The organism is Pseudoalteromonas sp. A22 (assembly GCF_018141345.1).
GTDB classification, from domain to species: Bacteria; Pseudomonadota; Gammaproteobacteria; order Enterobacterales; family Alteromonadaceae; genus Pseudoalteromonas; species Pseudoalteromonas maricaloris.
This window is the reverse complement of the sequence record NZ_CP047238.1, coordinates 1,303,520-1,326,189: the sequence shown is the minus strand read 5'-3', so window position 1 is coordinate 1,326,189 and position 22,670 is coordinate 1,303,520. Positions and strand designations below refer to the sequence as shown.

Below are 22,670 nucleotides of genomic sequence, written 5' to 3'. Positions count from 1 at the left end.
TCGCAATCTTTAACTTACGAAAGGAATTCTGTATGTATCTCATCAAGTCAGCTCTTACGTCTGCTGCCATCTTCACTCTCGCTTTTGCTTCTTGTAGCCACGCCATTGAAACGTCATCTGACGAATGGCAAGTTCGTCTTGGAGGAGGAGCAGCCGCTGCAGATTTGCCATGGAAAGGCATTGAAAGTGAGCTGATCTCAATTCCCATTATCGATATCCAAAAAGGAAACTGGTTTATCAACAAAGACAGCTTAATTGGCTATCGCTTTCCTATTACCGAAGATTTATCTGTCTACTCCGGATTGGGCTATCGTCAAGACGGCTATGACGGTGTGTTCCGAGATGCTAAATCCGAGGACGAGGTTTTTGAAGGGTATGACGCACCGGATGGCGATGTTACCGTTAACTATGGCGTCACCTATCTGTGGTTTACGCTCGCTGGTCACAGTGATATTTCCGATAATTCAGATTCAACCACGGCTACTTTTTCGGTATCAATCCCACTGTACAACGATGGTCGAGGATTTAAAATCTCAGCAGTAGGTAACGTAGAATGGCAGCAATCTGATTACGTCAATTATATTTACGGGGTGAGCGGGAAAAACATCGATATAAGCCGTGGTCGAGTGGGCTATTTAACTGCTGATGACGCCGTGAACTATTCGGCAGGGTTTACCGCACATTATCAGTTAAAAACACAACTCAGTTTAGTTGGTGGAATAACACGAACTAAGCTCGATGATGTTATTGCCAATAGTCCTTTGCTAGACAGAGACACCAGTGACCTCGCTTATGTTGGCCTAGTCTATCAATTTTAGGCTGTTGCCCGGGTTAAAATTAAATAAAAAACCCAAGTTAAACTTGGGTTTTTTTATCTTAATGCTTATGCACATCATCAAATAGTTTAATCGCTTTCGGCGCTTTCCGCTTCTTGATTATGTAGCTCAAGGCTTGCAGACATCGCAGCTTCACGATTAGACTTTGCCGAATCATTGCGCAGTTCATCAATGTGATTGAGGTAGTTTTGATCAACATCACCTGTGATGTATTGACCATCAAATACCGAAGTCTCAAAGCGAGCGATCTCCGGGTTTTCTTGACCAACGGCTGCAATCAAATCGCTTAGGGATTGGTAGATCAAACCGTCCGAGCCAATACTCGCATTGATATCTTCCACTTCACGACCATGAGCGATTAGCTCTGATGCAGAAGGCATATCGATGCCATATACGTTCGGGAATCTTACCTCTGGTGCTGCTGATGCAAAGTACACGTTCTTCGCACCCGCTTCACGCGCCATCTCAACGATTTGCGCTGATGTAGTGCCTCGCACAATCGAATCATCGACAAGTAGCACGTTCTTACCAGCAAACTCTCTGTCAATTGCATTAAGTTTACGACGTACAGACTTCTTACGCAGCTCTTGGCCAGGCATAATGAAAGTACGGCCAATGTAGCGGTTCTTAACAAACCCTTGGCGATAAGGAAGTCCTAGCACGGAAGCAATTTCAAGTGCGATATCACATGATGTTTCAGGGATTGGGATAACCACGTCGATATCTTTATCGCCCCACTCAGTTGCGATTTTCTCACCGAGCTTGGTACCCATATTCACGCGAGTCGCATAAACAGACATTTTATCAATGTTTGAATCTGGACGAGCAAAATATACAAACTCGAAGATACAAGGTGCAAGCGTCGTTTTAGCAGCGCAGATCTGAGAGAAAAACTCACCTTTTTCGGTTACGTAAATAGCTTCACCTGGTGCAACATCTCGCACAAACTCAAAGCCATCCGTTGCCAATGCAACACTCTCTGAAGCGAACATGTATTCCATGCCACGCTCAGTTTCTTTCTTACCGAAAACAAGCGGACGAATACCGTGAGGGTCTCTAAATGCCAAAATACCATGGCCGATGATCATCGCGATACTCGCGTAACCACCAGAAACAATAGACACAACCTCAGTTACTGCCGTAAACATATCTTCCGCGTCTAATTTCATCTTGTCTGTTTTGCCAAGCTCGTGAGCTAGGATATTCAGCAGGATCTCTGAATCAGACGTAGTATTAACGTGGCGACGCGCTTGAGTAAACAAACGCTCCTTTAATTTTTCTGCATTGGTTAAGTTGCCATTGTGCGCAAGGGCAATACCAAATGGAGAGTTTACGTAGAAAGGTTGAGCTTCTGCTGAACTTGAAGAACCAGCAGTAGGATAACGTACATGACCAAGACCAATGTTGCCCTGTAGGCGTTTCATGTGTCTTGTATGAAATACGTCTTTCACTAGACCGTTTGCTTTTCGTAAGCTAAACGTATTGTTGTCAATGGTAATAATGCCAGCCGCATCTTGGCCGCGGTGTTGCAAAACAGTTAAGCCGTCATAAATCGCCTGATTAACAGGAGATGTTCCGACTATCCCAACGATACCACACATTAAAAATTTCCTCGCCGATTAACGGTTTACTGAATCTAAAAAGCTCGAGTTATGTTCAAGATAGGAGAAAAACCACTCTATCACAAAGCCAAATTCAGGAATTAAGTTTGATGTTTTCCACCACTGCGTGTCTGGTGCACTGGTAAACGCATCAAGGAAAAAGAGTAAGGCGCTAACGACCAACACACCTCGAAGTCCACCGAATACAATCCCAAAGATCCTATCGGTGCCTGAGAGCCCAGTTCTTTGAACCAGTTCACTCAAGACATAATTAACAAGCCCGCCTAACATCAAGGTCGCAAAAAAGAGTATGGCTATTGCGGCTGCATTTCTTAAAAGGGGTTCTGAAATGAATGTTAGGAAGGTTGCGAGATATTGGTAAAAAATACTAGAGATGAAAAAAGCGCCGATCCATACGACAAGTGACATCGCTTCTTTGACAAAGCCTCGAAGCAAGCCAAAGATAGTCGATAAACCAACAATACCAAGAATGGCGTAATCAACCCAGATCATAGTAACCAATAAGTCGTTAATGTGGGGCGCATTCTAAAAGGTTTGGCATCTAAATGCCAGATCATTTTGTCACTTCAAATTGTGTCAAACGACCATTTAACTTAGTTAATTTCTTTAATTCTGGTAACTTAGCTTCAAGTTCAGCTTTATTTAAAGCTGGTCCGACAAACACTTTTGTCAGTGTACCATTGGGCGTTTTAACGGGTTTAGTAAAGGTTTTAAAGCCATTATCTGCAAGCTTCTTCGTCAATGCATCGACGTTCGACTTATGTGAAAAGCTACCAAGCTGAATGACATAGGCCATTTTTGAAAAGTTAGCAGTCTCAGGACGCGTTAATTTCGCCACCTCAACTTTGTCGGTCGTTGCGACGGGTTTCGCCTCAACGTGTGTAGGTGACGTATCTGATTGCTGCGTATTGGCTAGCGTTGTCTCTTCTGTGCCTTCTAGCTTAGCATCATCGGCGTCAATATCTTCCAGCGGCTCAGAGGGCAACTCAGGCGCAAGCTTGGCTTGCGCATCCACTTTTTCTTGCAGATCAATTGTTTTGAACTCAGGTCTTTCAGGGATCGCTTGAAATCCTTCCTTGTAGTGGACCTTTTCACCATCAAGGATATTTGGAATAAAGATCACCGCAGCTACGACGACGATACTTGTTCCAACAAGGCGATTTATAAATACTGAGTTCACAACTTTACTCTCTACTTTACATTAAATCATCTATAACTATTTTCGCCAGTACTCCATTGCCTCAGCAACGGTAAAGAACGAACCAAATATCACTAGTACCTGCTCGCTCGCAAGTGTATCGAGCTGAGTATCAAGTGCTGCTGTAACGCTATCGAATAAGGTGACATTGCAACTTGAGTCAAGCAATGGCTTAAGGTTTTCCGCACGCTCTCCACGAGGTCCAGAAAGCGAAGCGAAGCTCCAGCTATCTACATATTGGGTGACTTCTTTCAGCACACTGGCTTTGTCTTTATCCGCAAGCATAGCGACTAAGGCATGAATTTTAAACCCTTTTTGCTTGAGTTCTTGTAACTTAGTTGCCAAATATCTTGCAGACTCTGGATTATGAGCAACATCTGTATACACTAACGGCGTGGCATTGAGTTGCTGAAAGCGACCCTCTACTTGCAAATTTGCCAAACAAGTCTTCACGGCATCATAGCTAGGTAGCAACTCAAGTTTAGCTAATACCGTTAACGCTGTCGCAGCATTTTGTGCTGGAATGGCTGGTTTGTCGAAGTGCCAATCAAAATCAAGATATTGCCATCTAAACTGAGAATCTAGCGGGGTAAAATAAAAATCGCGCTTTGATAACACCATATCTGCGGCAATTTCGTCGCCATAGTCCGTAACCGTATGTGGAATATTTAAATCACCAACGATTGCAGGCTTACCACTTCGGAAAATGCCAGCTTTGTCATAGCCTACCAGTTCTCTAGTATCACCCAGATACTCTTTATGATCTAAGTCGACAGTCGTGATAACAGAGGCAAATGGCGAGACTATATTCGTCGCATCAAATCGCCCGCCTAAACCAACTTCAAGCAAAATATAATCAACCTTACAGCGCTTGAAAATACTGAGCGCACCAAGCGTACCAAACTCGAAGTAAGTTAGCTGAGTGTCTTTGCGGGTGTCGTCGAGGAATTTAAATGCATCGATATGATACTGATCTTCAAGCTCTGCCCCATTCACTCGGACACGCTCATTGTAGCGTACTAAGTGTGGTGAAGCGTAGGTACCAACCGAAAACCCTTGTGCGAGCAACAACGATTCCAAGCACCTGGCTGTTGTGCCTTTACCATTGGTTCCACCAATTAGAATTATTTTACTGAAAGGCTCAAGTAATCCGGCTTGCTCGGCAACTTGCGCTACACGCTCAAGTCCCATTTCAATGGTGGCTGGATGAATTGCTTCTAAATAACAAAGCCAATCATCAAGGCTTGATGATTGGCTAGGCTGTTTAACCGTCATAAGTTGAGTAGCTCAATTTGAAAAATTTACGCTACTCTATGCTCTTGTTCAGTGGAAGGCAAGTCCATAAACTTCGCCAAAATACGCGCTAACGTATCGCGCATTTCACGACGGTCGACGATCATGTCAATCGCACCGTGCTCTAATAAGAACTCACTGCGCTGGAAACCATCAGGTAGAGTTTCACGTACAGTTTGTTCGATAACACGTGGACCCGCAAAACCGATAAGTGCTTTTGGCTCTGCCACATTGATATCACCAAGCATCGCCAATGATGCAGAAACACCACCCATTGTTGGATCGGTCAATACAGAGATAAATGGCAAGCCTTTGTCACTCATTTTTGCCAATGCAGCACTTGTTTTCGCCATTTGCATCAATGACATAAGTGCTTCTTGCATACGTGCACCACCAGATGCAGAGAAACAGATTAATGGCATGTTATGTTCTAAACAAACGTTAACTGCATCAACAAATCTCGCACCAACAACTGACGCCATTGAACCACCCATAAAGGAGAATTCAAAAGCAACAGCAGCAACAGGAATACCCTTTACGCGACCTTTCATTGCAACTAAAGCGTCTTTCTCACCGCTTGCTTTTTGCGCTTGAACGATACGATCCGAGTACTTTTTAGAGTCTTTAAACTTTAATACGTCTTGTGGCTCATGCTCTGTGCCAAGCTCTTGACGATCTGCATCATCTAAGAAACTTTCAAGACGTTTACGTGCCGTAATACGCATGTGATGATCACACTTAGGACATACGTTTAAGGACTTTTCTAATTCCGCTTTGTATAGGATTGAATCACAATCTGTACACTTTGCCCAAACCCCTTCTGGGATCTCTTTTTTACCAGAAGATTTAGTGGTTTTAGGTAAGATCTTTTCTAACCAACTCATTTGCAACTCTCTATCGTGCTTTATTCTGTTCCGTCAGCAAAGACAGACATCTTTTCCCAATTAAATCATGATTTAGCTATAGGTGATATAAAAAACTGGTCTTAAGAGTATAAGGTACTACATAAATATGACCGTTACACTAATTCCTCAGGCAAGAATAAAGGCCCAAGCGGCATCTTTTCTATTTGCCATTGTTCAGGGTAGTCCACATCAACTAAATACAATCCGTTAGGTTTTGCCGTAGCACTTGCTAAGGTGCGGTCTTTGGCAACAAGCAGTTCCGCCATCCACTCAGGCTCTTGCTTGCCAACACCAATATCAAGTAAACAACCTGTAATATTGCGCACCATATGATGCAAAAACGCGTTTGCTTTAATATCAATGACAATATATTTGCCAATGCGTTTCACCTCTAAGTGATGGATATTACGAAACGGTGTATTAGACTGACAATGCACCGCCCTGAAAGAAGTGAAATCTTGCTCCCCTATCATCACAGGGCATGCAGCTTTCATTCTTTCAACATCAAGCTCGTGGTGAAAATGCGTTACGCCACTGCGTAAAATGCCCGGTCTGTAGGTGTGATTATAAATAACGTAGCGGTATCGACGAGCTGTCGCAGAAAAACGAGCATGAAACTCAGGGTCGACTTCTTTAGCAAATCGTACCGCAATGTCGTCGGGAAGCTGAGAGTTCATTCCTAATGTAAAAGCGCTCATATCGCGAGCAGAATCCGTGTCAAAATGCACGAGTTGACCCGTAGCATGAACCCCCGCATCAGTGCGCCCTGCGCAAGTTATCTCAACGGGATGATTACAGATATTCGATAGCGCTTTTTCTATTTCTTCTTGGACACTGCTGACATGATTTTGCCTCTGCCAACCACTATAATTTGCACCATTATATTCAATGCCTAACGCTACTCGCATACTTTTTCTATCGCAACCCATAACAAAAACGACATTTTATGCGATTGGCGATGTGAATTAAAGCGCTTAAGCTAAGAAGTAGATGATGATACCGGCCAAACAAGGCAATTACTTTGTTTGGCCGGTATCGTTGATGTGAGTATTAAGACTCTGTAAGACTTGATTTAAGCGACTTAGCCTCAGCTTGCACCGAATCTGGGCCGTTCTCAATAACATCGTTGAGCGTTGATATAGCCGAGTCATAATCTTGAATTTCGATGTAAGCTTTTGCTAGATCTAATTTAGCGGCGAATCCTTCATCCTCTAAATCAACATCCGTGGTATTTTCACCCGCTAATAGCTCTTCAAAATCGCCAAGCCCAACGTCCATATTTGCGCCAACGTAAGGTTCAACATCGCTATCAAGATCGTCGCTTTGTTCAAGTAGGTCTTCAATTTCTAAGTAGTCTTCTGAACCTTCGGTGTCCGTAGGTAGCGCTTGGGCTTCCCCTGCGACCAATTCGTCTTGTAGCAAGCTATCGAAATCGACTTCAAAATCTTCTGCATTTCCGGCGTCAAAGTCACTGGGATCGTCCAGTTCGCTAAGTAGAGCATCGAAGTCTGCTTGGGTAAAGTCAGCCATAAATTCTTTTTCAATCTCGGCTTCATTGACCTCTGGTAATTCAGATTCAGTTTGTGGCTCAGAAAGTAGAGTTTCCAAGTCATCTTCATCGTTTAACTCAGGCAGAGCCTCTTCAATTTCAAGCTCAGGCTCGTCTTCAAGCAAAGTTTCTTCATCGAAATCTGCAGTTAATTCTGGCAGCTCGTCTTCGATTTCAAGCTCAGGTTCAGACTCAAGCGTGTCGCTTTCTGCGGCTTCGACTGGTGCTTCAGGCTCATCAGCAAGCAAAGTCTCTTCATCGAAATCTGCGTTTAATCCAGGCAGCTCGTCTTCGATTTCAAATTCAGGTTCAGACTCAAGCGCATCACTTTCAGCTTCGTCGACTGGCACTTCAAGCTCATCTTCGAGCAAGGTTTCTTCGTCAAAATCTGCGTTTAATTCTGGCAGCTCGTCTTCGATCTCCAGTTCAGGTTCAGACTCAAGCGCATCACTTTCAGCTTCGTCGACTGGCGCTTCAAGCTCATCTTCGAGCAAGGTTTCTTCGTCAAAATCTGCGTTTAATTCTGGCAGCTCGTCTTCGATCTCCAGTTCAGGTTCAGACTCAAGCGCATCACTTTCAGCTTCGTCGACTGGCGCTTCAAGCTCATCTTCGAGCAAGGTTTCTTCGTCAAAATCTGCGTTTAATTCTGGCAGCTCGTCTTCGATTTCAAGCTCAGGTTCAAGCGTGTCACTTGCAGCTGCTTCGACTAGCGCTTCAGACTCATCTTCGAGCAAAGTTTCTTCATCGAAATCTGCGTTTAACTCTGGCAGCTCATCTTCTATGCCCAGTTCAGGTTCAGAGGCAAGCACGTCACTTTCGGCTGTTTCGACTGGTGCTTCTGGTTCGTCTTCAAGCAAAGTTTCTTCATCGAAATCTGCAGTTAACTCTGGCAGTTCGTCTTCGATTTCCAGTTCAGGTTCAGACTCAAGCGCATCACTTTCAGCTTCGTCGAGCGGTGCTTCAGGTTCGTCTTCAAGCAAAGTTTCTTCATCGAAATCTGCAGTTAACTCTGGCAGCTCGTCTTCAATGCCCAGTTCGGGTTCAGACTCAAGCGTGTCACTTTCAGCTTCGTCGAGTGGTGCTTCTGGTTCGTCTTCAAGCAAAGTCTCTTCGTCGAAATCTGCACTAAATTCAGGCAAATCATCTTCATCAAAGCCAGAGATTTCATCGTCGAGAAGATCGCCATCAAGCCCGTCCTCTATATCAAATTGAGCGTCATTGGATAATGCTTCTGATAATGCTTTTTCGGTTTCACTTTGCGAGTCAGTAGTTTCAAGTTCTTCGCCGAGCTCCAGCTCAGGGTAACTCTCTAGCTCTGCGCTTGGTTGCAGATCTTCTTCGTCAAGAAACTCTTCTTCTGCCAGTAAATCCACTTCGTCATTAAGTGGATCATCTCCCAGCTCAATTTCAACTTCTTCATCCGAAAAGTCGTCTTCAAGTTCAGCATCCAACTCAAACTGTTCTTCGGCTTGAAGCTCCTGTAATAGCTCATCAACACTTTTTAAATCAGGATCTTCAAATTCGCTGTCTTCGTCAGCTTGAACATTTTCATCACTAAAATCTGCTTCATTGGCTAGATCGGACTGTAATGTATCTTCCACCGGTTCTTCAGATGATTCCGGAATAGCATCCTCTTCATCCAACATACCAGACAAGTGTCCTGACTCCGTTTGCTCAGGCTCAGCTAAAGGCTGTTTAGACTCCAGTTCAGACTTGTCAGATTCTTCTTCCAGCTCCGACAAAGCATCTTCTGGCGCTTCGTCTAGTAATGCATCGAGATCGTCATCGGCCAGTTCATCAGATTCTTCTTCCAGCTCTGGCAAAACATCTTCTGATGTTTCGTCAACTAATGTATCTAGTTCGTTATTTGCCAGTTCATCAGATTCTTCTTCTAGCTCTGGCAAAACATCTTCTGGTGTTTCATCAACTAATGCATCGAGATCGTCATCGGTCAGCGCATCAGATTCTTCTTCCAGCTCTGGCAAAACATCTTCTGGTGTTTCGTCAACTAATGTATCGAGTTCGTCATTTGCCAGTTCATCAGATTCTTCTTCCAGCTCTGGCAAAACATCTTCTGGTGTTTCATCAACTAATGCATCGAGATCGTCATCGGTCAGCGCATCAGGTTCTTCTTCCAGCTCTGGCAAAACATCTTCTGGTGTTTCGTCAACTAATGTATCGAGTTCGTCATTTGCCAGTTCATCAGATTCTTCTTCCAGCTCTGGCAAAACATCTTCTGATGTTTCGTCAACTAATGTATCGAGTTCGTCATTTGCCAGTTCATCAGATTCTTCTTCCAGCTCTGGCAAAACATCTTCTGATGTTTCGTCAACTAATGTATCGAGTTCGTCATTTGCCAGTTCATCAGATTCTTCTTCCAGCTCTGGCAAAATATCTTCTGGCGTTTCGTCAACTAATGCATCGAGTTCGTCCTCGGCCAGTTCATCAGATTCTTCTTCCAGCTCTGGCAAAACATCTTCTGGTGTTTCGTCAACTAATGTATCGAGTTCGTCATTTGCCAGTTCATCAGATTCTTCTTCCAGCTCTGGCAAAATATCTTCTGGCGTTTCGTCAACTAATGCATCGAGTTCGTCATTGGTCAGTTCATCAGATTCTTCTTCCAGCTCAGGTACTGTATCTTCCTGTGCTTCATCTAATAAAGCATCAATATCGTCACCAGCTAAATCATCGGACTCTTCTTCTAATTCCGGCAACGTATCTTCTTGCGCTTCATCTAATAAAGCATCGATATCATCACCAGCGAGAGCATCTGACCCTTCTTCTAATTCCGGCAACGTATCTTCTTGCGCTTCATCCAATAAAGCATCGATGTCGTCACCAGCAAGATCACTAGGCTCTGCTTCTAATTCCGGCAACGTATCTTCTTGCGCTTCATCTAATAAAGCATCGATATCATCACCAGCGAGAGCATCTGACCCTTCTTCTAATTCCGGCAACGTATCTTCTTGCGCTTCATCCAATAAAGCATCGATGTCGTCACCAGCAAGATCACTAGGCTCTGCTTCTAATTCCGGCAACGTATCTTCTTGCGCTTCATCTAATAAAGCATCGATATCGTCACCAGCAAGATCACTAGGCTCTTCTTCTAATTCCGGCAACGTATCTTCCTGTGCTTCATCCAATAAAGCATCAATATCGTCACCAGCGAGATCACTAGGCTCTTCTTCTAATTCCGGCAACGTATCTTCCTGCGCTTCATCCAATAAAGCATCGATATCATCACCGTCGAGCGTATCTGACTCTTCGTCAATTTCAGCTAACGTATCGTCTTGCACTTCATTTAACAGGGCATCAATATCATCACCCGCAAGCTCAGTGCTTGGTTCCTCAAAATCAGGCAATGCATCATCGTCAGCATCTTGAGAGGCATCAAGTAGCGCATCGATATCATCAGCATCGACTAAGCTCTCACTATCAAAATTACCGCTAAATTCGGGCTCTTCATCTAGCGCACCATCAAGAATTGAATCGATATCATCATCGTTTGCACCAGCATCCGCTTGCTCATCTGCGAGTTCCTCGCTCAGAGCGGCAAGGGCATCATCGCTAACATCAATTTCTTCATCTTGAGACTCATTGAACAAATCATCAAGATCGCTGTCACTTAAAATATCTTGGCCATCATCAACATCAAGCGAAACTTCATCACCAGCCTCGTCAAAGCTCTGTTGCATAAAGTCTTCGTCATGATCATCATCAAACGAAATATCTTCGTTTAGTAAGCTATCCAATTCATCTTGGTCTAACGTATCACTTCCTTCATCGAAGTCGTCATCAAGTGAGTCAAAGGTAATCTCATCGTCTTCAGGTAAGATATCGTCATCTAACTGTACGCTTGCGCCCAGTGCGTCTTCATCGTCGCCCATTCCGATATCAAGTGGGTCTGGCTCAGGGTCAAATGCAGTCGCAGCGGTTGCAGCTCCCGCCGCCGCAGTGCCTGCAGCCACCGATGGTGTTTGCGGAAGAAAATCGTCGTCATCTGTCGACGTTTGAGATTGGTTTCTTCGGCGTAGGTACATTACTAATCCAGCAATTGCCAGTAGCGCTGGTAATGTGGCAAGTAATGCAATGCCAGCTGGTGAGCTAAAGAATGTGCTTAACTCACTACTTTCTTGCGCTTTTGCCTGAGCCGCCTGCTGGTCAATCATTTCATTTTGCAAGTCAATAACAGCCTTGAGCTGTTGCTGGATTTCGCTGTCTTTACCAAGTTGGGTACGAACCGTTTGAAGTTCAGTAGAAATAGCACCGAGCTGCTGTTTTAATTTATTGTTTTCGGATAGGATTTCTTCAACATTACGCACCGAGGATTTGAACTCTTTTTGTAAGTCCATCAGGCGCATGTCCTGTTCCATCTTTAAAGAACGCAGTTGATTAGTTAGGTCTTCTTTAGCTTCTTCTACATCGACTTTACGAGCTTGTGTAACCTTTTTTTCAGCTTCGTTTATTGCATTTGGATTCAATAATCCCTTACGCTTCATTTCCCAAAGTTTGTCATCTTGATCTGACTTCTGCTTTGCCAACTCAGGGTTTACACTGCGAATTTCATTGATGGTAGGAATACGTAAATACGCCCCATCCTGCATATGGTTGAGGTTTTTATCTAGAAATGAATTAGGATTTTTATCGTAAAGCGCCTTCATCACCTGATAAATGGTGACCGAGTCATCTGGTCGCACTTTTTGTGCTATACGCCACAATGTATCCGTGGGTCTGATAGGCCCTATTGACCGACCTTGAGCCCCATAATCAACCCCTTTAGGGCCTTTTAGCACTACCCCCTCTTGGGTATATACTGGTGTGGCAATCAGTGCGAATACAAAGATACTAAATAAGGCTAAACCGCGCATGCCGATCCTTTACTCAAATGTTTAACACCCGTTAAACGACATTTTATTATTATGGCTTTGAAGCAAGCTCTATTCCAAATGCAAACTATAAACCAGATATGTTGGAATATCCATTGCAACGTATTGAAAGTTAACATGGTTATAATGCTTTTTACTGATTCTGGAATAGTTGATATAGGTGAAGAATAGTCAAGTATTTGACCTAACGGCAAACTTCTTGGCAGAAGTTTGCCGTTATAACGCAGAATAGTAAGCAAAATTTTGCTTACTTTGCGATATCAAAGGGTGCTTATAGATAGCTTTCTATCAGGGCTTCTGCAATTTGAATGCTATTTGTTGCGGCACCTTTTCTGGTGTTGTCTGATACCACCCATAAGTTTAAGCCCAATGGATGTGAAATATCTTGCCTTACACGGCCTACATAGACGGTATCGTTACCACTTGCATCACTTACCGGTGTTGGGTAATCGTTTTCGTCTTCAATTAGCTCAACACCCGGCGCATCAGCAAGTAACTGCTTAACATGTTCAAGATCATAAGGCATGCGCGTTTCAAGATGAATGGCTTCAGCATGACCGAAAAACACGGGAACTCGAACCGCAGTAGGGTTAACCAAAACACTCGAATCGCCCAAGATTTTTTGCGTTTCCCACACCATCTTCATTTCTTCTTTGGTGTAACCATTTTCTTGGAATGCATCAATTTGAGGAATGACGTTAAAAGCGATTTGTTTGCTAAATACTTCGTTTTCCATTGGTCTTGCATTCATTAAGTTTGCAGTTTGCTTAGCCAACTCATCTACCGCTTCTTTACCTGCGCCAGATACCGCTTGGTATGTTGAAACATTAATTCTGTCAATGCCATAGGCATCATAAATTGGTTTAAGCGCCACTAGCATTTGGATTGTAGAGCAGTTTGGGTTAGCAATGATGTTACGATTTCTAAAATCTGCAAGGCTGTCTTTATTCACCTCAGGAACGACTAATGGAATATCAAAGTCGTATCTAAAATGTGAGGTGTTATCTATCACAATGCAGCCAGCTTCAGCGGCGATTGGTGCATATTTCTCCGACACGGAACCACCCGCTGAAAACAAACCGATATGGGCATTAGAAAAATCAAACTCTTCAACATCCAGAACTTCGATTTTTTCACCCATAAAGTCAATTTCTTCACCCGCGCTTCGGCTACTCGCGAGTGGGTACAATGTGTCTACAGGAAATTTTCGTTCCGCTAGTAATTCGATAATTTGCTTGCCAACAAGACCTGTTGCGCCAAGTACCGCAACATTATATTTTTGCGACATTATTTTTCCTCATTCTGTAATATACCAACCACAGCACTTAACTCTTGTGCTCAGAAAAGCCAAGTTGGTAAAGCTTTTCACTGATTGGTGAGTCATTATTGACTGCAATTGTACTAAATTCTCGACGCACGGGATATGCTTTACGCAAGGTATCAAAGCCCAATGTGTTTAGCTGTTTTCTCATGATGCCATCATCACGACGAATGTCATAAACAAGATGCGCTAAATTGACAATATCTTGCTCATTGGCAGTGCTTTGCAACTGGCAGCCAGTGACACTTGGTTTAGGGAGAAAATCACTAATCGTTTTGCTGGCTGGTAAATCGAATTCTCGGCATACAGCTTCGTATAACATTTGCGTGCCTCGCGCCTTCCCCTCTAGCGTATGGCCGGCAATATGCACAGAGGCAAAGCGAGTATATTGCAATAATGGCTGCAAAATATTCGGCTCATTTTCCCAAACGTCTAAGATCAGCTCAAGCGTTTGCCCACCTTCTATCGCGTGCAAAAGCGCTTGATTATCGATAACATCTCCACGGCTTGCATTGATTATCACCGTACCCGGCTTTAATGCCGCTATCCGCGATGCATCAAGTAGATGAACCGTTTTATGCGGGCCCTGCTTAACTAATGGAACGTGAAATGTCACAATATCCGCGCGAGCCAAAGCTTCATCTAACGCTACATGTGAATCCAATGTCCCCGCTTGCTGCCTTACGGGATCACACAATAATATCGTAAGACCAAGCCCTTTAAGCTTTGATGCTAAACACGCGCCAATATTACCAACACCAATGATGGCAATCGTTTTATCTTGAAGTGGTGTGGAGGTTTCTTGTGCGTATGCAAGTAGAGCGCTTATCACGTACTCGGCAACAGCTATCGCATTACAGCCTGGTGCGCTGCTGAACGAGATATTGGCGCTGGCCAACAATGAGGTATCAATATGATCAATCCCTATTGTCGCAGTCCCCACAAACTTCAGTTTATCGGCTTGTGCTAACAGGATCTTGTTGACCTTAGTGACTGAGCGAGTCAACAGAATATCGACGTTTTTCAGCTCGTCAGGTTGAAGGTTACGGCCATCAAACCGAGTTACCTCACCAATTTCGCAGAAGAATGACTCAACTAAGGGCATATTTTGATCGGCTAATATTCGCATGCGGGTTTCCTGTCACCTATTGTCTCGAGTACTCAGGCGATAACACATCGCCTGAGTCGAGTTTAACATGGCAAGGTAGACGACTAATAATAAAACCTTTTATTTTGTGTCACCGCTTTATTGCAACCAAACGCTATTGCAAAAAACATCACACAGCATACAAAAACGACCGCTCCCTTGAGACTTAACCAGCCACCTGAATCAAGCAAAGGACAAAACGTCATGGCCAACACGTTAATACAACACAATAATAAAGCCCAACGGGTATAAGCTCGGTAGCCAAGTAATGCAGCAAACAAACTGCTAAAAACATTAAAAATTACCGCTTCAGGAAAGAGGTGAAAGGCCGACAACATAGCCGCAAAGGCCAAAATAGTGACTAGATAAAAAATACTCTGCTGCATCTTGTTTCTCCTTAACATGGACAGCAATATCAACCGCGACACTAGGTCGTGGCGGTAAATCCTAACTCACATAGCGACTAAGAAAATGGACTGCATTTGCTACTCCTTAGCAATTCTTAAAGCACCATTTTGTCGCTATGCTTAACCCAATTGTAGAAACATTAACGTGTATTTCAATGCAAATCAGACATGAAGTTTTGGCAATTATAATGCACATATTAGGCACTTCGCTGAAAGAAAATTCATGTGCAGTTTCGCCACATTGCACTATGTTCATTACACTTAAATATCGTTCAGTAATTAATAACGTTGAAAATCCTCTCAGGTTGTAGATGGGGTTTAGTCAAAGTAACCTTCAAATTAACAACAAGAGAGGCATGAGTCATTTAACACTCAGATTAAGTACAAACGTAAATAATATGTCACAACAAGGCATCAACTAATTCGCATAGAGGGTATGAAGACGCTTGAAATATCAGCGTTAACCAGCTAGTCTAACTGGGTGGTCAGACCTCTTATAAGGAAGAACAACATGACACTTATATTTGTTCTCGCGTTGTTAGCCTTGCTCAGTGCAGCAAGCTATCATCGCGCAAGCTGGAATACCGCTCTAGGTATTGCAGCAGTTACAATGCTAGTTGGCACCTTTGCTGGTGCGTTTGGCATTATCTCTTGGTTAATTTTCTTAGCGATTGTTATTCCGCTTTCAGTAACGAACCTGCGTCAGCAGTACATCGTGGCTCCAGCATTTAAAGCGTTCAAAAAAGTTACGCCGACAATGTCAGAAACCGAGAAGTCAGCGATTGATGCTGGTACTACTTGGTGGGAAGCCGATCTATTTTGTGGTAACCCAAACTGGGATAAACTTCATCAGTTTCCAAAGCCACGCTTGAGCGTTGAAGAGCAAGCGTTTTTGGATGGTCCGGTGGAAGAAGTATGTGCCATGCTTAACGACTGGGAAGCAACACACGAGCTGACTGACTTACCGCAAGACGTGTGGCAATACTTAAAAGACAACAAGTTCTTTGCGATGATCATCAAAAAGCAATACGGTGGTCTTGAGTTTTCAGCTTACGCGCAATCTTGTGTACTACAAAAGCTTACCAGTAAATCAACTTTACTTTCGTCTATCGTGGGCGTACCTAACTCGTTAGGCCCAGGTGAACTACTTCAGCACTACGGTACTGACGAGCAAAAAGAACACTACTTACCTCGTCTAGCAGCGGGTGATGAAATCCCTTGTTTTGCATTAACGTCACCAGAAGCGGGCTCTGATGCTTCATCTATCCCTGACTTTGGTGTGGTATGTAAAGGCGAATGGGAAGGTGAAGAAGTATTAGGTATTAGCCTAACGTGGAACAAACGTTATATTACTTTAGCACCTGTTGCGACTGTACTTGGCCTAGCGTTTAAGATGCGCGATCCGGACGGTCTATTAGGTGATAAAGAAGAGCTAGGTATTACTTGTGCGCTTATTCCTACAAACATGCCTGGCGTAAAAATTGGCCGCCGTCACTTCCCACTGAATGTGCCATTCCAAAATGGTCCTACCCAAGGCGAAAACGTGTTTGTACCACTCGACTTCATTATCGGTGGCGCAAAAATGGCAGGACAAGGCTGGCGCATGCTGGTTGAGTGTTTGTCGGTTGGTCGTGTTATTACGCTACCTTCAAACTCTGCCGGTGGTATTAAATCCCTTGCAGTTGCAAGTGGTGCATACAGCCGCATTCGTCGCCAATTCAAACTTCCTATCGGTAAGATGGAAGGGATTGAAGAGGCACTAGCGAAACTTGGTGGCTATGCGTATAGCTCTGATGCTGCGGTGACTATGTCAACTGGCGCGGTAGATTTAGGTGAAAAACCTTCGGTTGTTTCTGCCATTTTGAAGTACCACTTAACCGAACAAATGCGTGCTTCAACCATCCATGCCATGGATATTCATGGTGGTAAAGGGATTTGCCTAGGTCCAAACAACTACGTTGGCCGTGGTTACCAAGGTGCACCAATTGCAATTACGGTAGAAGGTGCAAACATCCTAACCCGTAACATGATCATCTATGGTCAAGGCGCTATTCGTTGCCATCCTTTTGTACTGGCTGAACTTGAGGCTTGTTCTATCAAAGATAAGCAAGAAGCGCTTGATAGTTTCGATAAATCCTTGATGGGTCACATCGGTTTCACTATGTCGAACTTGGTAAGAACTAAGTGGTTAGCCCTAACCGGTGCACGTTTCACCAAAGTACCATTTAACGATGAAACTGCGGTTTATTATCGTAATGCTGCTCGTTACAGTGCATCATTGGCATTAATGTCTGATATTTGTATGGCTGTATTTGGTGGTTCACTGAAGCGTAAAGAGCGTATTTCTGCACGTTTAGGCGACTTATTAAGCTACCTTTATCTGGTTTCTGCAACGCTTAAGCGCTATAACGATGAAGGTCGTCGTAAAGAAGACTTACCGTTTGTGCAATGGTCTTGTCAGGAACACCTGTACCTTTGTCAACGTGCCCTTGCTGACTTAATCAACAACATGCCTTCTGCTGCATTACGTGGTTTGTTGAAAGTGGTACTGTTCCCATTTGGTCGTCCGGTTCGTAAACCAACCGACAAAATGGAGCACAAGCTTGCTCAGCTACTTCAAGTACCTAGCGAAACGCGTGATCGCCTTGCAACACACATCTACTTAAAGGATGAGCCACTGTGCTTGCTTGGTAAGCAAGAGCAAACGCTAAAAGACATTCTTGCCGTAGAGCCGTTATTTGAAAAGGTATGCCGTGGTACTGGTAAAAAGTTACCGTTTATGCAACTTGATAAAGTAGCAGCAATGGGGCTTGAAGCAGGTGTACTGAGCGAAGACGAAGCAGCTAAATTGACTGCCGTTGAAGCAAAACGTCTTGCCGTTATCAACGTTGATGACTTTGACCCTGAAGAGTTACTTGCTGGTAAAGCAAGAACTAAGGAATCAAGTAAAGCAGACGCAGCATAACTATTTTTGTTTAGGTAGTGTTATCCATACTACCATAGCAATTAGCGTGGATATAAAGGTCAGAATTTTCTGACCTTTTTTCTTGGCAGATTAGAGCCGGGGGAACACAGCTCTAGTGATTTAAAATAAATATCGCACCTTAAACGTCACTAAGTCTTGCACTGGTTGTTGCCATAAATCGGCGACACTCCCAAACCAGTCTCTTCGCCCGACCTGCGACTTTTCAAGTGTCGAAAAGTTTGCACCTCCTCGTTGATACACTAAAAAAATATCTGAATATGCACCCATGCGATAACGCAGTTTTAGCTGGCTTGCTAAGCGCCTGTCGTCAAAACTGGTGTCACCATGAATTTCGCGAAGCTCGCCATTGGTAATTTGATAAATCGTCTTACTTTGCGCTTCAAGTATCGTCCACTGTAACGAACCACTGAGTTCAAGGTTGTCGGTGATCCGGCCATTAAATTCCAACTTATTGGAAAACTCATCTCTGTCGTATTCACTCAAGCGGTTTTGCCCGTTCGCCATCAGCCAGCCATCACCACTTCTAAAGAAATTACTCAACTTAAGGTTCCAGTTGTAATGTGGCATCCACGTCAAATCCACAGCGTATTGCTGTGCTGAGCCTGATATTCCTTCTTGGTCAAGCTCTATACTTGCTGCCCAAGAAAAATCTCCCACATAAGGGCTTTGATAAAATACTCGAGACTCCACACGGCTGGGCACCTCAAACACCTCAGTGCCTCGCCCTAAGTTGTCTTGTTTACCGCTAGTGTAATAATCTAGCCCGAGGTTGAGCTGACCACCATTTGCCAACAAAAACTGCGCTAAATATGCTTGTCTGGCCGCTAAACCTGTTCCAGCATTATTTTGCTCATGCCTCAGTGTGAGTGACTGCTTTAATCTGGTAAACCAGCTGTCTTTTGGGTGCATCGAGTATTCACCATAAAGCTCGCTCACCTGCCAGTCATTGCGTTTCATATAGCCGAGATCACGGTTATCAAATTCGTCATCCACAGCAAAATAGCGCGCAGCGAACTTCGTCTGTAAAGAAAGTTGATACTCCGCGTCTAGCGATACACCTTGACCTGTAACACTTTGCTTTTGTGTTTCTACCTCAGTTTGTAATAGCGCGCCTTTGAAAGACCAAGTATCACTACGATACTGTCCATCAAGGGCATAACTCATGGCATCGCGCTCAAGAAACGGTCGGTCTGTTTTGGTCGCAAGTACACCGGCCTGCCAATCTTGCGTGCGATAATTAGCTCTTGCTGCAAAAAACTGTTTACCAATATCGTCCGAAAAGTCCGACTCGGACACAGCAAAAGTACCAAATTGCACCGACTTTCCTTTATGTACAAATCGTAGCGCCGCATCTATGGGAGTGATTGCACGTGCACCATCATCACTTGATGCCCCTATACGACGAGTATGAATAAGCTTAGTGCTCTCAAGTGCAGCAACTTCAAAAAGGCTGATATCTTGGGTGAAAAATGGACGTTTATCGGTGCGAAGCGTTTCTACGGCTGAATAATTCACGTCAACATCATCGATATCCACCTGACCAAAGTCAGGATTCACGGCAAGACTCACCTTCTGATGATGAGAAGGCTTGTAAAACAAATCAAAGCCAACATCGGACTGATGCTGGCGCTCGGAAGGCGAAGTGCTTAGAGGTGCAAATTGAGCCTGATGCGCAAAGTAAGGCACAAATGCCAATTGAGAATGTGCGGGGATCTGTGCTGCGATCTTTGGCATAGTCAGGAAGAAATCGCTATTTGCTGTTGTATCCTCATGGTTTGCATAGATAAAATTACTTTTAAGTTCATACAACTGTACCGAAACGCCAATCTTTGTAAGCCCCTGCTCATCTCCTGGCTGAAACGACACGGTATGCCAAGGGATCAATAATTCCGTGGTCCAATACGTATCGTCAATATGATTGGCATAGTGCCAATCCCCATCCCAATCGTAATCCACGTTTAAGCTTGGGGTTACAACACCATCTTGCGAGCCGCCACCTAATGTCACCGAAAATTGATATGCACTACTACCGTCGCCTGAAAAGTCCACAACTACCCGATTGAAGTCAGCTTGCATAAAACGGTCATGGATATTGAATTGTCGCTTGCGCTCGGCTTTATTCTGAAAGTTTTTAATACCAATATAAACGCCGTCGGCGGTTGCAAAGGCTTTTGCGGTAATTTTGTCATTAGCAGATGCCAAAGTTACAGGCACAACCTGAACAAATTGTTCAAAGTGCGTGGCAGAACCCCACTGCGCTTCATTCAACTTACCATCAACCACGATAGGTTCCGCAAGTGCAGCGCCTGCCATCATGGGATAACTTAAACCGAGCCAAAATTTATTGCTTTTATTCATACATACTTTCCTCAGAGTTATGCCTGCTATTGCAACAAACTTTGCCGTAAAAAGTTCTTAACTTTTTCTGAAGAAAGCTGACTTAACCTTTATAAACATTGACTTAATCTTAAGAAACGCTAACGTTATGGGAACAATTGGTTTTGATTATTGAAATTGGTACTCGGCGTGCAGGCACAGGAAGTAGAGATGGTTTGTTTTGGACATTGGCAGTTTGATCTCCAGCAAGATTGCCTAACACATAGGCAAAGCCAAGAAACCGTAAAACTTGAGCCACAAATGGCAAGATTACTCGCGCTTTTTATTGAGCATCATAACGAAGTGCTAGAGAAATATTGGCTTACCGAGCAGCTGTGGCAACACGCGGTTGTCGAACCCAATAGCCTTTATCAGCTTCTGACTAAACTGCGAAAAGTGCTCGGGGACGACCCTAAAAACCCAATTTACATCAAAACCATTCCAAAGCGGGGCTATCGCTTCATCGCGCCACTAGAAAGGCATGAAATAGCGCCTCGTCATACGACAAAACCAGTCAAAGCAATCGCCAAGTCCCGTATTTTTTCACTCAGTGCCGTCGCAATGGCAGTGTTATGCTTTGGCGCAATCGCCTTTTTTAATCAAGCACCGACTGAAAAAACACCATCACGCTACGAAACCTCGAGCCTCAGTCATGAGCTTGGCCTTGAATTTGACGTTGATGCCCACCAAAGCAAAGATCTCATCGCCTATGTAAAAGACTTTACCCACCTTATTATTGCCAACAAACAAGGCTTTCAATTAAATGAACACCGCTTTGATTCGCGGATCAGTTTTCCAAGTTGGAGCCCCGACTCAGACAAACTGGCTTTTTGGCAATATCAAGGTAGTGGCTGCCAACTTCATGTTATGACTGCCGCAGGGCAATTTTTCCATAGCTCGCAAACTCTTCCGTGCCAAGTTGGTACTAAACCAGTTTGGAAAAGTGACAAAGAGCTTATCTTAACGTTCGGCCAATATAATGCCAAAGCAGCACACCTTTACCGACTTGAGTCCCATCAAATGGTTAAGCTGCCACTTGCTTTGGCAGCCAATGAACAGTTAAAAATGGCCCTTCGAGCGTGGCAAGACAAAACCTTTTATTTGGTTCAAGATAAACAAGGGTTAGCAAGGCTACAAACGCTTGATGGCACGGTACATCTGAAGTGGTCAGCTCCAGTCACTTCCGTTGCGTTTGATGTTTATCATCAAGCCGTGATTGCGAGTCAATATGGCAGCCTATCGCGACACTTTAGAGACGGTGACAGTCAAGCCATCAAAGAAACGGAAATTGGCTTATACACGAGCTTCTCAAGCGATAATCGCGGCGATATATTCGCGGCATTGGAGAGCTTTCAAGTTAATATCAAAGACCGAGACGATCTCCCCTTATTTTCAAGCTCAAGCATCGATTATTTACCACTGACCAACAGCTTGGGAGAAACGGCATTTATGTCGAGACGCAGCGGCGTATGCGAGGTGTATCTATATCGCGATGATAAAATCAGTCAGCTTTCCTTTCATCAGGGGCATGAGTACGTTGGTTTTTTAGTATGGAGTCCAGAGCTGAGCTATTTGGCCTCAAACCGTGATAACGATTTAGTGATATACGACCGAAAACGCCCACTCACCCAGTTCAATTCACAGCTGAGTCAGCCCGTCAAAAGCATGGGCTGGATAGATGAGCAAACACTATGGGCTTATGACGGCGAAACATTAAACCAATACAGCTTGTCTGGGGCACTTATCAGCAGCCATGACAGTACAGCTGACTTTGTCTTTTATCACCCCGAGAGACAAACTTGGTTTGTGCTACAACAAAACCTACTGCTGGAGTACGAGACGCTCTTCGAAAGCGACTCTGAAGCGTTAAATAAATATGCGCTAAGTCAAAAGCAAACCAATCAATTTAGTAACTTAAGAATTCGCGGCAACGACATCTACTGGCAATCCGCTTGGTCAAAAGAGGACTACATTTGGCAACTCACCTTGATGCCAGAGCAAAACCCTACGCTTAAAAAAGTCGGCCACTTGATTTGGCACTACGATATCGACGCGCTTGGGGATTTACTCATAGCAAAAATGGAAAGTGTAGAAGGCGATATCAAGAAACTGACTCGCCTACCTGAAGCGGCTAACTAACGATT

The 22,670-nt window shown here is 44.0% G+C and carries 14 protein-coding genes; 3 read left to right on the top strand and 11 right to left on the bottom strand.

Translation table 11 applies throughout. The features are described 5' to 3' along the window. Positions 1-32 precede the first annotated feature (32 nt). A complete protein-coding gene (locus GSF04_RS10740) occupies positions 33-818 on the top strand; it encodes a MipA/OmpV family protein (protein WP_130126609.1) in 786 nt (261 codons plus the stop codon). Between the two features lie 86 nt (positions 819-904). Here GSF04_RS10740 and purF read toward each other — a convergent pair whose 3' ends face one another. The 10 genes from purF to GSF04_RS10690 form a co-directional block, all read right to left on the bottom strand. After that, positions 905-2,437 carry an amidophosphoribosyltransferase gene (purF, locus tag GSF04_RS10735; protein ID WP_010369357.1) on the bottom strand — a complete coding sequence of 511 codons (1,533 nt, stop codon included), beginning with the start codon at positions 2,435-2,437 and terminating at the stop codon, positions 905-907. A gap of 18 nt (positions 2,438-2,455) precedes the next feature. Then, positions 2,456-2,950: a CvpA family protein gene (locus GSF04_RS10730; protein WP_010369359.1), complete on the bottom strand. Its 495-nt coding sequence runs from the start codon at positions 2,948-2,950 to the stop codon at positions 2,456-2,458. A gap of 61 nt (positions 2,951-3,011) precedes the next feature. Beyond that, complete coding sequence (locus GSF04_RS10725) at positions 3,012-3,638, bottom strand: SPOR domain-containing protein (RefSeq protein WP_039492635.1); 627 nt, start codon at positions 3,636-3,638, stop codon at positions 3,012-3,014. Positions 3,639-3,674: 36 nt separating this feature from the next. After that, on the bottom strand, positions 3,675-4,931 hold the full coding sequence (gene folC, locus GSF04_RS10720) for a bifunctional tetrahydrofolate synthase/dihydrofolate synthase (RefSeq protein WP_211859518.1): 1,257 nt from the start codon (positions 4,929-4,931) through the stop codon (positions 3,675-3,677). A 26-nt stretch (positions 4,932-4,957) separates the two neighbouring features. Continuing rightward, positions 4,958-5,833, bottom strand: a complete 876-nt coding sequence (gene accD / locus GSF04_RS10715) for an acetyl-CoA carboxylase, carboxyltransferase subunit beta (protein WP_017218111.1) — start codon at positions 5,831-5,833, stop codon at positions 4,958-4,960. A 134-nt stretch (positions 5,834-5,967) separates the two neighbouring features. Then, positions 5,968-6,762 carry a tRNA pseudouridine(38-40) synthase TruA gene (gene truA / locus GSF04_RS10710; RefSeq protein ID WP_017218112.1) on the bottom strand — a complete coding sequence of 265 codons (795 nt, stop codon included), beginning with the start codon at positions 6,760-6,762 and terminating at the stop codon, positions 5,968-5,970. A gap of 142 nt (positions 6,763-6,904) precedes the next feature. Continuing rightward, the gene (locus GSF04_RS10705; protein WP_211859517.1) at positions 6,905-12,271 is read right to left on the bottom strand and encodes a FimV/HubP family polar landmark protein; all 5,367 of its coding nucleotides are present in this window, start codon (positions 12,269-12,271) and stop codon (positions 6,905-6,907) included. A gap of 289 nt (positions 12,272-12,560) precedes the next feature. Further along, positions 12,561-13,577, bottom strand: coding sequence for an aspartate-semialdehyde dehydrogenase (locus GSF04_RS10700; RefSeq protein ID WP_039496085.1), 1,017 nt, complete (start codon positions 13,575-13,577; stop codon positions 12,561-12,563). A 37-nt stretch (positions 13,578-13,614) separates the two neighbouring features. Beyond that, positions 13,615-14,739, bottom strand: a complete 1,125-nt coding sequence (locus GSF04_RS10695; RefSeq protein ID WP_211859516.1) for a 4-phosphoerythronate dehydrogenase — start codon at positions 14,737-14,739, stop codon at positions 13,615-13,617. 83 nt (positions 14,740-14,822) lie between these two features. After that, entirely contained in the window at positions 14,823-15,143 is a 321-nt protein-coding gene (locus GSF04_RS10690) for a DUF6419 family natural product biosynthesis protein (RefSeq protein WP_010606266.1), read from the bottom strand. Between the two features lie 532 nt (positions 15,144-15,675). Here GSF04_RS10690 and fadE point away from each other — a divergent pair. Further along, on the top strand, positions 15,676-18,129 hold the full coding sequence (gene fadE, locus GSF04_RS10685) for an acyl-CoA dehydrogenase FadE (RefSeq protein WP_211859515.1): 2,454 nt from the start codon (positions 15,676-15,678) through the stop codon (positions 18,127-18,129). Positions 18,130-18,249: 120 nt separating this feature from the next. Here fadE and GSF04_RS10680 read toward each other — a convergent pair whose 3' ends face one another. Then, the gene (locus tag GSF04_RS10680; RefSeq protein ID WP_211859514.1) at positions 18,250-20,508 is read right to left on the bottom strand and encodes a DUF5916 domain-containing protein; all 2,259 of its coding nucleotides are present in this window, start codon (positions 20,506-20,508) and stop codon (positions 18,250-18,252) included. Positions 20,509-20,658: 150 nt separating this feature from the next. On the opposite strand from GSF04_RS10680, the gene GSF04_RS10675 reads away from it, so the two are divergent. Continuing rightward, complete coding sequence (locus GSF04_RS10675) at positions 20,659-22,665, top strand: winged helix-turn-helix domain-containing protein (RefSeq protein ID WP_249122473.1); 2,007 nt, start codon at positions 20,659-20,661, stop codon at positions 22,663-22,665. The last annotated feature ends 5 nt before the right edge of the window (positions 22,666-22,670 follow it).

Coding starts and splice junctions, on each gene's coding strand:
- GSF04_RS10730 (WP_010369359.1), bottom strand. CDS start 2,950: ATGATCTGGGTTGATTACGCCATTCTTGGTATTGTTGGTTTATCGACT.
- purF (WP_010369357.1), bottom strand. CDS start 2,437: ATGTGTGGTATCGTTGGGATAGTCGGAACATCTCCTGTTAATCAGGCG.
- fadE (WP_211859515.1), top strand. CDS start 15,676: ATGACACTTATATTTGTTCTCGCGTTGTTAGCCTTGCTCAGTGCAGCA.
- folC (WP_211859518.1), bottom strand. CDS start 4,931: ATGACGGTTAAACAGCCTAGCCAATCATCAAGCCTTGATGATTGGCTT.
- truA (WP_017218112.1), bottom strand. CDS start 6,762: ATGCGAGTAGCGTTAGGCATTGAATATAATGGTGCAAATTATAGTGGT.
- GSF04_RS10740 (WP_130126609.1), top strand. CDS start 33: ATGTATCTCATCAAGTCAGCTCTTACGTCTGCTGCCATCTTCACTCTC.
- GSF04_RS10680 (WP_211859514.1), bottom strand. CDS start 20,508: ATGAATAAAAGCAATAAATTTTGGCTCGGTTTAAGTTATCCCATGATG.
- GSF04_RS10700 (WP_039496085.1), bottom strand. CDS start 13,577: ATGTCGCAAAAATATAATGTTGCGGTACTTGGCGCAACAGGTCTTGTT.
- GSF04_RS10705 (WP_211859517.1), bottom strand. CDS start 12,271: ATGCGCGGTTTAGCCTTATTTAGTATCTTTGTATTCGCACTGATTGCC.
- GSF04_RS10695 (WP_211859516.1), bottom strand. CDS start 14,739: ATGCGAATATTAGCCGATCAAAATATGCCCTTAGTTGAGTCATTCTTC.
- GSF04_RS10690 (WP_010606266.1), bottom strand. CDS start 15,143: ATGCAGCAGAGTATTTTTTATCTAGTCACTATTTTGGCCTTTGCGGCT.
- accD (WP_017218111.1), bottom strand. CDS start 5,833: ATGAGTTGGTTAGAAAAGATCTTACCTAAAACCACTAAATCTTCTGGT.